Origin of the sequence: Campylobacter taeniopygiae (assembly GCF_005406225.1) — a bacterium.
GTDB classification, from domain to species: domain Bacteria; phylum Campylobacterota; class Campylobacteria; order Campylobacterales; family Campylobacteraceae; genus Campylobacter_D; species Campylobacter_D taeniopygiae.
This window is the reverse complement of sequence record NZ_NXLY01000006.1, coordinates 23,266-38,466: the sequence shown is the minus strand read 5'-3', so window position 1 is coordinate 38,466 and position 15,201 is coordinate 23,266. Positions and strand designations below refer to the sequence as shown.

Annotated in this window: 13 protein-coding genes; 6 read left to right on the top strand and 7 right to left on the bottom strand. The window is 29.3% G+C overall.

Annotation, left to right across the window (positions count from 1 at the left end; all coding sequences use genetic code 11):
- Positions 1–6: 6 nt before the first annotated feature.
- From selA to CQA75_RS03960, 4 genes are read left to right on the top strand one after another with little or no spacing between them, the layout of a single operon-like run.
- A complete protein-coding gene (gene selA / locus CQA75_RS03975; protein ID WP_137623759.1) occupies positions 7–1,323 on the top strand; it encodes an L-seryl-tRNA(Sec) selenium transferase in 1,317 nt (438 codons plus the stop codon).
- Entirely contained in the window at positions 1,323–3,125 is a 1,803-nt protein-coding gene (gene selB / locus CQA75_RS03970; RefSeq protein WP_137623758.1) for a selenocysteine-specific translation elongation factor, read from the top strand. Before selA ends, selB begins: the two co-directional genes overlap by 1 nt.
- Before the next feature lie 47 nt (positions 3,126–3,172).
- Positions 3,173–3,883 carry a bifunctional thiol oxidoreductase gene (locus CQA75_RS03965; RefSeq protein ID WP_137623757.1) on the top strand — a complete coding sequence of 237 codons (711 nt, stop codon included), beginning with the start codon at positions 3,173–3,175 and terminating at the stop codon, positions 3,881–3,883.
- A 32-nt stretch (positions 3,884–3,915) separates the two neighbouring features.
- Entirely contained in the window at positions 3,916–4,404 is a 489-nt protein-coding gene (locus tag CQA75_RS03960; RefSeq protein ID WP_137623818.1) for a hypothetical protein, read from the top strand.
- On the opposite strand, the gene CQA75_RS03955 is transcribed toward CQA75_RS03960, so the two are convergent.
- A complete protein-coding gene (locus CQA75_RS03955; protein ID WP_137623756.1) occupies positions 4,394–5,689 on the bottom strand; it encodes an MFS transporter in 1,296 nt (431 codons plus the stop codon). The two genes, CQA75_RS03960 and CQA75_RS03955, sit on opposite strands and share 11 nt — an antisense overlap.
- Positions 5,690–5,841: 152 nt before the next feature.
- On the opposite strand from CQA75_RS03955, the gene rdgB reads away from it, so the two are divergent.
- Positions 5,842–6,453, top strand: coding sequence for an RdgB/HAM1 family non-canonical purine NTP pyrophosphatase (rdgB, locus tag CQA75_RS03950; protein ID WP_137623755.1), 612 nt, complete (start codon positions 5,842–5,844; stop codon positions 6,451–6,453).
- A 42-nt stretch (positions 6,454–6,495) separates the two neighbouring features.
- On the opposite strand, the gene CQA75_RS03945 is transcribed toward rdgB, so the two are convergent.
- From CQA75_RS03945 to mqnE, 6 genes are read right to left on the bottom strand one after another with little or no spacing between them, the layout of a single operon-like run.
- Positions 6,496–8,949, bottom strand: a complete 2,454-nt coding sequence (locus CQA75_RS03945; RefSeq protein ID WP_137623754.1) for an efflux RND transporter permease subunit — start codon at positions 8,947–8,949, stop codon at positions 6,496–6,498.
- Complete coding sequence (locus tag CQA75_RS03940) at positions 8,950–9,516, bottom strand: MlaC/ttg2D family ABC transporter substrate-binding protein (RefSeq protein WP_137623753.1); 567 nt, start codon at positions 9,514–9,516, stop codon at positions 8,950–8,952.
- A gap of 8 nt (positions 9,517–9,524) precedes the next feature.
- The gene (locus tag CQA75_RS03935) at positions 9,525–10,214 is read right to left on the bottom strand and encodes an MlaA family lipoprotein (RefSeq protein ID WP_137623752.1); all 690 of its coding nucleotides are present in this window, start codon (positions 10,212–10,214) and stop codon (positions 9,525–9,527) included.
- Positions 10,215–10,245: 31 nt separating this feature from the next.
- Positions 10,246–10,689, bottom strand: a complete 444-nt coding sequence (locus CQA75_RS03930; protein ID WP_137623751.1) for a phosphoribosyltransferase — start codon at positions 10,687–10,689, stop codon at positions 10,246–10,248.
- A gap of 11 nt (positions 10,690–10,700) precedes the next feature.
- Positions 10,701–12,020 (bottom strand): NCS2 family permease, encoded by a 1,320-nt coding sequence (locus tag CQA75_RS03925; RefSeq protein WP_137623750.1) that lies wholly within the window; start codon positions 12,018–12,020, stop codon positions 10,701–10,703.
- 8 nt (positions 12,021–12,028) lie between these two features.
- Positions 12,029–13,093 (bottom strand): aminofutalosine synthase MqnE, encoded by a 1,065-nt coding sequence (gene mqnE, locus CQA75_RS03920; RefSeq protein WP_137623749.1) that lies wholly within the window; start codon positions 13,091–13,093, stop codon positions 12,029–12,031.
- Positions 13,094–13,304: 211 nt separating this feature from the next.
- Between mqnE and glmS the strand changes: the two genes are divergently transcribed.
- Positions 13,305–15,101: a glutamine--fructose-6-phosphate transaminase (isomerizing) gene (gene glmS, locus CQA75_RS03915; protein ID WP_137623748.1), complete on the top strand. Its 1,797-nt coding sequence runs from the start codon at positions 13,305–13,307 to the stop codon at positions 15,099–15,101.
- Positions 15,102–15,201: the final 100 nt, after the last annotated feature.

The following is a 15,201-nucleotide window of genomic DNA, read 5'->3' as shown; positions in this document are numbered from 1 at the left end:
TTTAAGATGGACAAAATAAAAAAATTCCCACAAATTGGAACTTTAATCAAGGATGAAACTTTAAAGGAATATCCTTTTTATTTAAAGGCTTATTTTTGCAAAAATATCGTAGCCAATCTTAAGGCTTTGGGTGAGAATAGCTGTGAAAAAAATATTCTTTTAGAAAAAATAAAATCAGAAATTCAAAAATATCTGCGTAAAGATTTACAAAGTGTGATCAATGCTACAGGTGTGATTATCCATACAAATTTAGGTAGAAGTGTGATTGATGAAAGTATTTTTAATCAATGCAAGGATCAAATTTGTAATTATGCAAATCTTGAATTTGATTTAGAAAATGGCAAAAGAGGAAGTCGCTACGCTTTAGTGCTTGAGAAACTTAAAATGCTTTTTGAGTGTGAAGATGCTTTAGTGGTAAATAATAATGCTGCAGCGGTTTTTTTGATTTTAAATTCTCTTTGTTTAAATGAAGAAATTATTAGCTCGAGAGGCGAATTGGTCGAAATAGGTGGGAGTTTTCGTGTGCCTGAAGTGATTAAGGCTGCTGGAGTTAAACTTAAAGAAGTTGGAACAAGTAATAAAACGCATTTAAAAGACTATGAAGAAGCTATCGATGAAAATACAAAGTTACTATTAAAAACACACAAATCAAATTTTGCCCTTATAGGTTTTCAAAGCGATGTAAGCATTGTGGAACTTGATAAATTAGCTAAAGAAAAAGGAATTTTAACCTATTATGATTTAGGCTCTGGGTGGTGTGAAAATTTAAATAAAGAATTGGCAAAAAATGAACCTATGATTAAAAAAGTGCTTAAAAATTGCGATATTTTAAGTTTTAGCGGTGATAAACTTTTTGGTTCTGTCCAAGCTGGAATTATACTGGGAAAAAAAGATTTGATTGAGAAGATTAAAAAAAATCAGCTTTTAAGAATGTTAAGAGTAGATAAAATCACTTTAGCGCTGCTTAATGAAACGCTTAAAGCTTATCTTGAAAAAGATTATAATAAAATCACTACTTTAAGACTTTTAAACGATGATATTAAACATATAGAGCAAAAAGCTTTGTGGGTGCAGCAGAGGATTAAATTTGAAAGTGAAATTAAAAATAGCAAGAGTTTAGTCGGGGGTGGTTCTATGCCTGATAGAACTTTAGAAAGTCGAGTTTTGTCTTTTAAGGGCAAGGCTTTAATATTGCAAGAAAAATTTAGAGAAAAAAATATCATAGGTCGCGTTGAAAATGATAGTTTTATTTTAGATTTTAGAACGATTAGGGAAAGTGATTTGGATACTTTGATTCAATTGATTAATTCTATGGAAGATTGATGAATTCTTTACTTATTGGAACTGCAGGGCATATTGATCATGGAAAAACTTCTTTAATTAAAGCTTTAAATGGCTTTGATGGAGATAATTTAAAAGAAGAAAAAGAAAGACAAATTACAATCAATCTAAGTTTTTCGGATTTAAAATTAAAAGATAAACACTTTTCTTTTATCGATGTTCCAGGTCATAAAGATTTAGTTAAAACTATGATTAGCGGAGCATTTGGTTTTAGTGCTTGTTTGTTTGTTATTGATATTAATGAAGGTTTAAAAGAGCAAAGCATAGAGCATTTAGAAGTGCTTGAAATCTTAGAAATTAAAGATATTATTATTGTATTTAGCAAATGCGATTTATGCAAAAATTATAAGGAACGTGGGCAAGAAATTTTAAAAAAGTTAAATTTTACCCCTTTAAATGTTTTTTATACATCTATAAAAGATCAAGCTAGTATCGATGTTTTAAAAGATTATCTTTTAAATTTAAAAGATAAAAATGCAAAAGATGATTTGATTTTTCGCTATTACATAGATAGAATTTTTTCACTCAAAGGCATTGGAACTGTTGTGACAGGTAGTTTAAATGAGGGAAAAATCAGTGTTAATGAAAAAATTATTTGCTTGGATAATCAAAAAGAACTTTTGATCAAAAATATACAAAATCATGATCAAGATTGTAAAGAAATTGGAGCTTTTAACCGTGTGGCATTGAGTTTAAATTGTGATCATGAAGATTTGAAAAAAGGTTTTGTTTTAAGCAAGAAAGGTATTTTTAAAGGATTTTTAGAATGCGATGTTTTAATCAAAGCTAAAAGAGGATTAAAAAATGAGAAAATGCTTTTTTGTGTAGGAAGCAAAAGTGTAGAATGTAAGCTTACAATTTTAAAAGAATTAGACAATGATGAATTTTTTGCCCATCTTGTTTTTAAAACCCAGCTTTTTTTATGTTTTGATGAAAAATTTATCTTACTTCAAAATAATCGTATTGTCGGGGGTGGTAGAATTTTAAATCCTGTAAGTGAGCCTTTAAAGAAAGAATTAAAAAATAAATTATTATTTTTACTTAAAAATAGAGACTTTAAAGCGGTTTTTAGTTTTTTAAAAGATATCCATAAAATGGGATTTGGTTTGCTTTCTAGTTATCAAAGATTTAAATTACTTCATAAAGAAGCTTTGGATTTGGCAAAGAAATTAAACGGGGTTTTTGTGGATGAAAAAAATCTCAATGTTTATAATCTCTTAGCTTTGGATGAATTTAAAAAAATGATTATTTTTATACTAGATAAAAATCCTTATGCTATGTTTTCTCCGACTTCATTATCTTTGAGAATCTCTTGGGCGAGTGTGGAATTTTGTGAATTTGGGCTTAAAAATATGCAAAATTTGCTCGATTTTAAAAATGGAATATATTTTAAAAAAGGGATTGACTTTGAAAAACTCAAACAAAGAAACAACAATGAACTCTATGAAATATTAAAAAAACAAGGCATTAAGCCACAAGCTCCTTATAATCTTTATGAAGATTTAGATCTTGATCGAAAAAGCGGTGATGAAATTTTAAAAAAACTCACTCAAGAAAAGTTAGTTATCAGACTTTCTCATAATCTTTTTGTAGAAAAAAAAGCTTTAGATCAAATGATGCAAGAATGTTTGAAAATTTTACAAACAACAGAGCTTGATGTGCAAAAAATGAAAGAAATTTTTCATCTATCAAGAAAATACGCAATAGCGTATTTAGAGTATCTAGACAAAGATGAAAGGGTACAAAAAAAAGAGAAAAAAAGATTTTTAAAAACAAGTATTTAGAAAATCATTATACAATAAATCTATATTTTATTTTTTAAGGAATATGAATGAGAAAATTAAGCTTAATTTTAGCTTGTTCAGCATCTTTATTTGCTGCAAGCAATAGTGAAATCAGTGATTTTTATTCAAAAAGTATCAAAATGCAGTTTCCAAATGCTACCGTAAGTGTCAAAGATCGTCAAAAAGTTGGAAATACAGGATTTGAAAGTGTGATTGTTAGCGTGAGTGTTGATGGTCAAACTCAAGATCAAATTCTTTTTACAAAGGATAATATTATAGTTCCTGATATTATTGATATAAAAACAAGAACTTCTTATGCTCAAGAATATGAAATGAAAAAATTTCAAGAAGCTAGAGAACATTTTGCTAAAAATGCCAAACCTGTGGCACAAAAGGAAAAGATGGTGATTGCTATGGGTGATAAAAATAAACCCGCAATGTATGTATTCTCTGATCCAGAATGTCCTTTTTGTAGAGAGCAGCTAGAGCAAATTAAAGATGAGCTTAAAGATTATCAAATCAATTATATTTTAACTCCAGTGCATGGAAAATCAGCTTTTGAAAAGTCAGCACTCATTTATAAAGAAGTTAAAAAAGCTAAAAATGATGATGAAAAAATAGCGATTTTAAAGAAATATTATAATCCAAATATTAAAAACTACCCGAAAGTCAGCGATGCTGAATTAAAACAGATATTCTCTCTTTATGAAAAATATCGTGCTTTAGGGCTTAGCGCTACACCAACCATCATAAAATGAAAATTTTTATTTTTATATTTTTGGCACTCCTTATGAGTGCCTGTGCTAATTCTACCTTTGTTGAAAGTTCTATACAAACTAATAATGAAGGCATATTTCTTCAAGCACATCCTAATGAAACTTTTGAAATTCTTTTTCAAAATCCAAGTAAAATTAAAAGCGAGCTAGAGTATAAATTAGCCAATAAATTGCAAAATTTAGGACTTAAACAAAGCAATCAAAATCCAACATATAAAATTTATCTCAATCTTGTGGATATGAAAAAACATTCTTATGCACAAAGGATAAGCACTTCAGCTAGATTTTTTTATGATTTTGATCCTTTGGAAAGCCAAGGAGAATGGCTTGTTGAGAATTATTACAGTATGCAATTAAATATAGAGATTATTAAAAATGGTAAAACTCAAAGAACAAGCTTAATCGCTAGAACAGCTTATTTATCAAACAAAGAGCGTTGTCAAGCTTCATTAGAAGATAAAATTCTCAATCAAATTGCGAGTTTTTTCTATTTTAAATTTTAGCTTTTAAACTTTCTTCATTTGTAATTTTACTGTCAAATTTAATAATTAAATTTTTGGAATTTTTATAAATATCTATAACCCCTATATTTTTTCCAAATTCTTTTAAATCCAAAGATGTATTTAAAGGTAGGTAGATATTTTTAAATTCAGATGGATTTTTTAAGAAAAAGAGACTAATCAACCAAAAAATAGCTAAAACAACTAAGATAATTGTTAAAAGATTTAATTGATTAAGATGTAAAAATATTCCACCAACAGAACCACCTATAAAACTTCCTGCGTAACCAAAGGCATTAAAAAGACCTAATGCTGCACCTTTTTCATGGACTTTACAAAATTTTGATGCACAACTTTGCATAATAGGCTCATGTAGGTTAAATCCGATAAAAAATATAACAATAGCAACAATAAAAAGATTGATGGAGTTAGAAAGACTAAAAAGAACATAAGAAAAAATAAAAAATACCACACCAAGTAATAAAATTTGCTTAGCCAATCCTTTTTTTTCTCCTAAACTTCCGGCAAATCCCATGGCAATAAATCCCGCAATCATAGAAGGCGTATAAACAGCCCAAAGTTTATTTTCATGAAAACCTAGATGTTTAACTAAAATAATAGGTATGCTTAAAAACGCTATACTCATAAGCATTTTTTGCATACAATTAGTAATATTCATTAGGGCTAAATTTTTTTGTCTAATAAGATGTAAAAAAGGTGTTTTTTGATTGTGATGAGTGATTTTATTTTCTTTTGGAACAACGCTATAAAGTAAAACAATACATAAAGCCGATAAAGCTGCACTCAAATAAAAAAGACTAGATAAGCCCCATTTTGCACTCATTAAAGGAGAGATAACCATAGAACTCGCAAAACTAAGACCTATAAAAGAACCCATGATAGCCATAGCTTTACCGCGATTTTCTTCTGTGATAAAATCGCTAATCATAGCTGTAGCGACGCCGCCAATAGCCCCAGCACCTTGAAGCATTCTGCCTAATAGCATCATGTAAATATCATGAGAAAAAGCACAAATTAAAGAACCTACAATAAAGACTAAAAGTCCTATAAGCATTGTTTTTTTACGACCTATTTTATCGCTTAAAATTCCAAAAGGCATTTGTAAAATCATTTGCGTAAGAGAATAAATTCCGACTAAAAATCCCACTAAGAATTCATTTGCATGTTCTAGTTTTAGAGTATAAAGACTTAAGACAGGCAAAACAATGAAAAGTCCAAAAAATCTAGTTCCAATTATAAATGATAAAGCTAAAACATTATTTAACATTGCTACCTTCCTCAATTTTAAATTGAGATAATTTTACTATCATTTAGATTAACTTATTTTTAATTTTATAGGATATTTTTCTTGTAAGCTTTTAAAAATTATGCTAGACTTTTTTCAAAGTTTTCATAGCTAAAAAAAAGAAAGGATAGGGTATGAAAATTCTTTTGGCAACAAATAACGCACATAAAGTTCTAGAATTTAAAGACATGATTAAAGATTATTCTTTATATTCCTTTGGTGATATTCTTAAGCCTTTTGAAATCGAAGAAAATGGTAAAAGTTTTAAAGAAAACGCTTTAATAAAGGCTAGGGCTGTTTTTAATGCTTTAAATCAAGAACAGAAAAAAGATTTCATTGTTTTAAGCGATGATAGTGGAATTTGCGTTGATGCTTTAGGAGGAAAACCTGGAATTTTCTCTGCTCGTTTTAGCGCTAAAGGTGATGATAAAAGCAATAGAGAGAAATTACTTTCTGAAATGAAAAAATTAAACATTTGTGAAAGTAAGGCTCATTATAAAGCTGCTATTGCTTTAGTAACTTTAAATGGGGAGTATGTAACCCAAGCAAGTATGCATGGAAAAGTCATCAATAAAGAAAAAGGAGACAAGGGCTTTGGTTATGATAGTCTTTTTATTCCAAAGGATTTTGAACAAACTTTAGCTGAACTTGAATCTAGTCAAAAGAATAAGATTTCGCATAGATTTAAAGCTATGGAGCTTGCTTTAATTATTTTAGAAATGATTAAAAGGGAAAAAGAAAGATGAAGAAATTTATAAAATACATGATTGCGGTTGTTCTAATTTATGCTATTTATGTTGGTTTTCAAGTTTGGCTTTCTTAGAATAAATACTGATTAAAAAACTAGGGAGTAAAAATAAACTCCCACTTAAAAGTAAAATCATAACAAAGACTGTTAAAACCCCAAAATAGATTGTAGGGATAAAATTACTACTCATCATAACGCTAAACCCTAATACTATGCTTATAGTAGTATAGTAAAGTGCTGATCCTATGCTAAGATGAGAGTTGATTATAGCTTCTTCAATACTTTTGCTTTTAATTTCTTCCTTAAAACGATAGATATAATGAATAGCATCATCAACTCCAATGCCAATAGCAATAGCAGCTATTGTAATACTCATCATATCAAGAGGAATTTGACACAACCCCATTAAGGCAAAAACAACACTTAAAGGAATAACATTAACCAGTATAGCTATAATGGAAAATTTTAAATCACGAAAAACAAAGATAAAAAGAATAAAAATGGCTAATATAACAAATACAAGTGTATCAAATTGCGAAGAAAAAAGACTTTGAAGCATATTATTGTAAAGCACCATAATACCTGTGATTTGTATTTGCACATCATCATTTTTTAAAAGCTTGTGTAAATTTTCATTAAGCTTGATCAAAAATTCGTTACGTCTTAAATTTGGATCAGAATCAACAATACGCATTGTAAATCTTAATTCATTGTTTTTTATATTGACAAAAGGAGAAATAAGATCTTGTTTGAAATTTTGAGGCAAATTTTCATTTAAAAATGCCAATGCAAAATCATCTAAATCCTCGCCATGATTGATATTTTTACCTAAAATCAAAAGACTGTTTAAACTAAGAACTGAACCGACAAATTTTTGATGTTCTAAAAATTCATGAACTTTTTTAGCAATACGTGTTTTTTTGGAATTAAACCAATAGGTATCTTTTTTCTCTAGATCTTCAAATTCATCTTCAAAACTATCTAAGGCTTTATTTGAGTTGGTAGCTGTTTGATTATTTTTAAAGCGTATGATTACATCTAGAGGCAAGGTTCCGCCTAAATTTTTATCAATAACAAGTAATCCTTTTTTAATCTCACTGCCATCTCTAAAATAATTCACAAAAGAATTTTCAACCCTTAGTTTAGAAATTCCAAATAAGGATACTAAAATCGCTATACAAGAAATTCCATAAATGATATAACGTTTTTTTTGATCAAGACTTATTTTTGCACAAAATTCTAAAAGATTGAATTTAAATTCTTTTTTGTGGTATTGCTTTGGCTTGAGTAAAACTAGAATACTTGCTAAAAATAAATAGCTAAAAATCAAAGCCAAACCAATGCCCACGCTCATCATAATGCCTAATTTTATAATAGGCTCTATATTTGAAAATATAAGGGAAAAAAAGCCTATCATGGTTGTAACTATAGCATAAAGGCTAGGTTTTGCTTTAGCCAGTAAGGTTTGAAGCACAAGGCGTTGAATTCTTGCATTAGGATAGGTTTGAGAGATTTCTATAAAATGAGTGATTAAATGTATAACCACGCTTAAAGTTATGATTAAAACTAGAGCAACGTAGTTAGAAGAAATAACCGTGATTTGAAAATTTAAAAGAGCAAATACTCCACTTGCCGCACTCAAACTGATAAAACATATAAAAAGGGGTAAAAGAACAAAACGCCAAGTTCTAAAAAAATAATATAATGCAATTGCTAATAAAAAAACTAAAGAAACTCCATAGATTAAAAGATCGGATTTTATATAGGTGATCATATCATCAGCTATCATACTGACACCGCCAAGATAAAGTTTATCTTGATTGGTTTCGTATTTTTTTATAATATTTTTTATAAAATCTAAATTTTGTTTATTGAGAATTTTTTGCTGATCTTGATGTTTTTTAATCGCTAAACGAATAGCATTTTTTTCTTTTTCATTTTTAGCTAAATTTCTTTTTTCTATAAGTTCATTGTAAATATAATCTGTTTTTAGATAAATGATAATTCCTGTGATTCTTCCATTTTTTGAAATAATATTATTTTTATAAAAAGGATTGTTTAAAATTTCATTTTTTGCCTTTGTTTGATTAACATCTTTGCTTTGTATATCGGGTATATTTTTTAAAAGTTCTTTAAGATCTGTGTTTTCAGAGCTTTGTAATAAGGGTGCATTGATGATGCTAAAAACGCGTTCAATCAAAGGTGCTTTTTCTAAATCATTGTGAAGTTTTTGTAATTTAGATAAATTTGTTTTTGAAAAAGGATTTTCATCTTGAGGTTTAAAAGCAAGAATCAAAAAATTATCATTTTTATAATGTTTTGAAATTTCTCTAAAGGTTTTTAAATCGGTATCATCTTCGAGCAATAAACTTTCAGCACTTGCATCAACACTTATTTTAAAAGCAAAAAAACTAAGAAATAAACAAATAAAAAAGGTTCCCAAAAAAGTAGTTTTTGGGTAAGAAATAATCAGTTTTAAAAATTTTGAAAGCATTTATTTAATGGTAATGCTTTTGAGTTTTTGCAATAAAGCATTAAATCCCTCACTCGATAAAATGTCTCCAAATTGAGAGCGATAAGTTTGAATGATGCTAACCCCTAGTACATCAACATCATAAATTAACCAATTATTATCATTGTTGTAAAATTTGAAAATAATATTTTTTTCCTCTCCATTATCCACAATAGAAGTTGTAAGAAAATATCTTTTTTCGTTTTTAAGTTCTCCATTTTTTACTTTTAGAATTTGATCTTTATAAAGACTTAATTTATCAGTAAAGCTTTTTTTAAGACTTTGCTCAAAAGCTTTTGAAAATTCTTCTTGCTCTTGTTTGCTAAGTTTATCATAGTTTTTTGAAAGACTAAGTTTTGCCATAAGTTTATAATCAATGATATCATCAAAGAGTTTAAAAATTTCATTTGCGACTAAAGTTTTATCTTTTTGAGTTTTTAAAAAATTCAAACTTTTATCAATGTTATTTTGCATAGTATTTGGGATATCGTTTAAATTTAAAGCCCAAATATTTCCTAAAAAAAAGAATAATAAAATAATTTTTTTCATTTGTTTCCTTATTTACTTAATTCTTGCCTTCTTTGTTCGTAAGCATCTCTTAAAAATGGATATAAATTTGGTGAATTATAATAAATTTCATCAATTTCATCAAGTTTGAAACTAAGTTCATTGCTAAAACCATAAGCACTGATTGCTATACTTTCCCATTGAGGATTTATATAGCTTATAGGATCTGCATACCAAATTGCAGGTAAAGTTAAAGTATCTCTTAAATTACTAGGCCCCAATACAGGCAATACTAAGTGAAATCCTCCGCCAACTCCCCAGTGTCCTAAGATGGTTCCAAGATCAGCAGGATGTTTTTTTAAACCCATTTGACTAGCTGGATCCATTAAGCCACCAAATCCCATAATTGTATTTGTTGTAAATCTTTTAAATTCCTCTCCGGCATTTTCAAATTTCAATTGTAAAACATTGCCAACAAAACGTAAGGGTGAAAATAAATTGTCAAAAAAATTCCTTACTCCTGTGCGTAAAAACTGAGGTGTAACTTCATTATAACCCTTTAAAATAGGGCGAAATCCATAAGTATATAAGGCTATATTAAAATGAGTCATGGCTTTATTATAACTTGCAAGTGGATCATTGATTTGATAACTTTTGTATTCTTGCTCAAAATCTTCAAAATTTTGATCCAACGCAAAAGAATAGCTTAATAATAACAATAATATGATTTTAATTTTCAAAATTTAAAACTCCAAACAATAACGACAAAGATTAATTAATTTTTATATCCCAAAAGAAATCTATCCATTCTTTAGCTTCTTTAACCTTGAAATCAGGTTCTAAAAGAGCCGTTTTTTTATAGAAAATCGTTGCAATTTTTAATTCTATATGAGGAAATTGTTCTTGTAGTCTTTTTTTAATTTCAGATAAGCTTTCTCCGCTATCTACTATATCATCAATGAGTAAAATTTTTTTATAATTTTTAAGATCTGGGATATTAAAAATTTCAATGGTATCGAGTTTTTTAGTATCGTCATAATGTATAGAATTGAGACTAAAAAGGTTGCGAGTATCTAGGGCAACGGCTAAAGAATGTCCTAAAGTCATACCGCCTCTAGCGATGGCAATAAGAGCATCGGGATTAAATTCTTTTTTTATTTGTGTGGCTAAAAATTTAACGTCTTCTTCAAAATAATCATAAGAATAAAAAAACATCCATCCCCTTTTTATTGTAGTGCTATCAGTAAAAAATTACCTAAAGAAATCAAGCTTAAAACAACAATGCCTAAGCTAATTTGATCCCATTGGCGTTTAAAAACTCTTATTAGTAGATAAGTGAGAAAACCAAAAGCAAAACCCGAGGTAATAGAATAGGTTAGTGGCATCATGATGATGGTAAAAAAGCTACCCACCGCTATAGCCTCATCTTTAAAATCTATATTTTTAACTTCCATAAACATTAAAATTCCAACCATAATAAGAACAGGATAAATTGCATTTGCAGGTATGGCTTTAAAAAGTGGAAGTAAAAAAAGAGTTAAAATAAAACATAAAGCCACAACAAGTGCTGCAAGACCAGTTCTGCCACCGCTTTCTACTCCGGTTGTGCTTTCAACAAAAGCTGTTACAGTGGATGTCCCAACCAAAGAACCAAGAGTAGATCCTGTAGCGTCTGCCATTAAAGTTTTTCCAAGTTTTTTTTCACCATTTTTAGCATCATCAAATATTTTTCCTCTTTCTCCTACGCCAGTAATAGTACCAATGCTGTCAAAAAGTTGAGTGATGAAAAAAGTAAGTATGATAGGAATCATACTAATATTTAAAGCACTTTTGATATCTAATTTTAAAAAGATTGCCCCTAAGCCATTGGTAGAGTCAAAAGCAGGTAGGGAGAATAGCTGAGTAGGAAATTGTGCTTGATCGATATGGAAAATCCAAGCAATGATTGAGCTGATTAAAACTCCAAAAATAAAAGCCCCTTTAAGTTTTATAGCCCAAAAAAAGATAATAAGTGCAAGGGTAAAAATTCCAAAAAGCACATGAGAGCTTCCAAAATTTCCTATTCCCACTAAGGTATCTTTATTATGCACAATAATCCCCATTTGACTCAATCCTAAAAAAGTGATAAAACAGCCAATACCTGCACAAATCGCTAGTCTCAAATCTTTAGGGATATTTCTAATAATCCAAAGGCGAAAGTGTGTAAAAGAAAGGATAAGAAAAATAATACTTGAAATAAAAACTGCTCCTAAGGCACTTTGCCAAGGAATTTTTTGTGCTCCACAAACCGCAAAGGTAAAATAAGCATTTAAGCCCATACCAACACTCATAGCAACTGGCGTATTAGCAAAAAAAGCATTAAAGGCACTTGCTACGATAGTAACTAAGGCAGTTGCTGTGATTAAAGCCTCTATAGGCATACCAGTATTACTTACAATTGCTGAATTAACAGGGATGATATAAACCATAGCTAAAAAAGTGGTCAATCCAGCAATCAACTCTGTGCGAAAATTAGTTTTATTTTCTTTAAGTTTGAACAAATTTATCTCCTAAATTAATAAATTTTTAACTCATTATATAAACTATCTCGTTCTACAGGGATTAAATTAGCAGTTTTAATCATATCTATGAAAGTTTTCAAGCTTGTTCCTTTGGCTGATTTTGCCCCTCCGGCACTTTGAATACTTTCTTTTTCAATGGTTCCATCTAAATCATTAGCGCCAAACTCTTGAGCTACCATAGCTAAATTTAAAGTCATCGTTGCCCAATAAGCTTTGATATTTTTGATATTATCAAGTACTAAACGCGAAATAGCAACGGTTTTTAAAATCTCTTCGCTGTCCATAATTTTATCAGTTTGTATAAAGCTATTATCCCTTTGCCATACTAAAGGAATAAAAGCGTTAAATCCGCCGGTTTCATCTTGTAAATTTCTAAGTCTAAACATATGATCGATTCTATGTTCTCTTTCTTCTATATGTCCAAAGAGCATAGTAGCATTACTTTGTTTGCCTTTTTGATGCCATAATTTGTGAATTTTTAACCAGTTCTCGCTGCTTACCTTTCCATGGCAAATTTTTTTACGAATTTCTTCATCAAAAATTTCAGCTCCACCACCAGGCATTGAATCTACGCCATATTCTAGCATCTTTTCAATCACTTCCTCATAACTCATTGCAAAGCGTCGGTGCAAGAAATCAATTTCAGCTGCTGTCATAGCTTTTATGTGGATATTAGGATATTTTTCTTTAATCATTTTAAAAATTTCTAAATACCATTGCCAACTTGTATCTTTATTATGAGCAGAAACTATGTGCACTTCTTTTGTGCCGCGAGTTACGGTTTCATCGACTATTTTCATAATTTCTTCATGAGTCATTATATAAGGATTTGGATTTTTGCGGTGAGCTGAAAAGGCACAAAATTTACAAGTATCTGCACAGATGTTGGTTGGATTGATATGGCGATTGATATTGAAATAGACTTTTTTACCATGAAGTTTTTCACGTCTTTTGTGGGCTAATTTGCCTAGGGTAAAAAGATCTAAATCCCAAAGTTTATTTGCTTCTTCTTGATTGATTCTTTCTTCATTTTCTAATTTTTTAAGTAAATTTTTCATTTGATGATCACTTTTTGTTTTTCAAAATTTTAAAATAAACATTATAAATTCTTACTGAAAAAAAGATTTAACTTATAAGTAAATTTCGATAAAATGGTGTTTTATCAGTATTTTTAACAAAGAAAATCATAATTTTTAGAATAAATCATTAAAAAAGATAAGTTAAAATTCATTATTTAAATATAAATTAATAATTTTTAAGAGAGTAAAAATGTGTGGAATAGTAGGTTATATAGGAAAAAATGAAAAAAAACAAACCATAATCAATGGACTTAAAGAACTTGAATATCGCGGCTATGATAGTGCAGGTTTAGCAGTAATGAAAGATAAAGAATTTAGTTTTTTTAAAGCTGTAGGAAAACTTGAGAATTTATCTAATAAATGCAGTGGTTTTTCTAGCGAAGGTTATGGATTTGCCATAGGCCATACGCGTTGGGCAACACATGGAAAACCAACAGAAATCAATGCTCATCCACATTTGGGGCAATACTCTTGTGTGATTCATAATGGAATTATAGAAAATTATAAAGAAATTAAAGACAAATTAGAGCACAATGGCGTTCATTTTCTAAGTCAAACTGATACTGAAGTGATAGTGCAACTTTTTGAATTTTATGCTAAAGATATGGATGCATTTGAGGCATTTAAAAAGACTATTGATGAGTTACGTGGAGCTTTTGCGATTCTTTTGATCACAAAAAAAGATCCTAATCGTGTCTTTTTTGCTAAAAATGCAGCTCCTTTAATTGTGGGAAAAAATGAAGAGAATGAAATTTATTTTGCTAGTGCTGATACACCTTTAATCGGACTTTGTAGCGAGGTGATTTATCTTGAAGATTTGAGTTTAGGCTATGCTAATAAAGAAGAATTGGTGATTTTTGAAAATCATAAACTCAAAATCAATTCTTTTACAAAATTGCGAGGTGATAAAGCTTTTGCTAAAAAAGATGGTTTTCGCTTTTTTATGGAAAAAGAAATTTATGAACAAAGTCGCGTTATGAGTGAAGTTTTAATGGGGCGTATTAACGGAGATGAGGTGGTTTTTGATGAGCTTGAAAATGAAAATTTAAGCAATATTGATGAAATTACTTTATGTGCGTGCGGAACAAGTTATCATGCAGCTATGGCAAGTGCTTATTTGTTTGAACGTCTAGCAAAAATTAAAGCTAAGGTTGAAATTGCAAGTGAATTTCGCTACCGCGAGGCAGTGATTAAGCCTAATTCTTTATTTATTGTAATTTCTCAAAGTGGAGAAACTGCAGATACATTAGAGGCTTTAAAAATAGCAAAGGAGCAGGGTGCAAAAACTTTTGCAATTTGTAATGTGGATAATTCTAATATGGTGCGTTTAGCACATTTAAGTCTTTTAACCCGTGCAGGTATTGAAAAAGGTGTAGCCTCGACAAAGGCTTTTGCGACACAAATTTTAACCCTTTGGATGTTGGCTATTTTTATTGCACAAAAGAAAAATTTTGATACTTCTATAGAAATTCAAGCATTACTACATACACCAAATTGTGTTAAAGTGGATACTAAATTACACGAAAAAATTCATCGCTTATCTAAGCGTTATCTTGATGGACATGGATTTTTCTTTATAGGACGTGATGTTTTTTATCCTCTAGCTTTAGAGGGTGCTTTAAAATTAAAAGAGCTTTCTTATTTGCATGCTGAAGGTTATCCAGCGGGAGAAATGAAACATGGTCCTATAGCGTTGGCTGATTCTAAGCTTTATACCATTGCCTTAATGCCTAAAAATATGCTTTATGAAAAAACAAAATCTAATGTTGAAGAATTAATTGCTAGAGATTCTACTGTACTTAGTATTTCTCCTTTGGAATTTGATTTGAGTGACGATTTTATAAAAACTAATGAACAAAATCATTATATGTGTGAATTTTTTGAAATGATGGTGATCACTCAACTTTTAGCTATGGAAATTTCTATTAGAATGGGTAATGATGTAGATATGCCAAGAAATCTTGCAAAAAGTGTAACAGTAGAATAAAAAATCATTAGTGTGCAGTTTTGAAACAAAGTTTGTTTAAATCTGTGCTTATTTATTTAAAATTTAAATTATAAGCTAATTTTATGTCTATTTTTGTTTA

Excerpts from the sequence above, each read along its gene's own strand:
- rdgB (WP_137623755.1), top strand. The coding sequence starts at position 5,842 with ATGAAAATTCTTTTGGCAACAAATAACGCACATAAAGTTCTAGAATTT.
- CQA75_RS03930 (WP_137623751.1), bottom strand. The coding sequence starts at position 10,689 with ATGTTTTTTTATTCTTATGATTATTTTGAAGAAGACGTTAAATTTTTA.
- CQA75_RS03955 (WP_137623756.1), bottom strand. The coding sequence starts at position 5,689 with ATGTTAAATAATGTTTTAGCTTTATCATTTATAATTGGAACTAGATTT.
- selA (WP_137623759.1), top strand. The coding sequence starts at position 7 with ATGGACAAAATAAAAAAATTCCCACAAATTGGAACTTTAATCAAGGAT.
- mqnE (WP_137623749.1), bottom strand. The coding sequence starts at position 13,093 with ATGAAAAATTTACTTAAAAAATTAGAAAATGAAGAAAGAATCAATCAA.
- CQA75_RS03960 (WP_137623818.1), top strand. The coding sequence starts at position 3,916 with ATGAGTGCCTGTGCTAATTCTACCTTTGTTGAAAGTTCTATACAAACT.
- glmS (WP_137623748.1), top strand. The coding sequence starts at position 13,305 with ATGTGTGGAATAGTAGGTTATATAGGAAAAAATGAAAAAAAACAAACC.
- CQA75_RS03945 (WP_137623754.1), bottom strand. The coding sequence starts at position 8,949 with ATGCTTTCAAAATTTTTAAAACTGATTATTTCTTACCCAAAAACTACT.
- selB (WP_137623758.1), top strand. The coding sequence starts at position 1,323 with ATGAATTCTTTACTTATTGGAACTGCAGGGCATATTGATCATGGAAAA.
- CQA75_RS03940 (WP_137623753.1), bottom strand. The coding sequence starts at position 9,516 with ATGAAAAAAATTATTTTATTATTCTTTTTTTTAGGAAATATTTGGGCT.
- CQA75_RS03965 (WP_137623757.1), top strand. The coding sequence starts at position 3,173 with ATGAGAAAATTAAGCTTAATTTTAGCTTGTTCAGCATCTTTATTTGCT.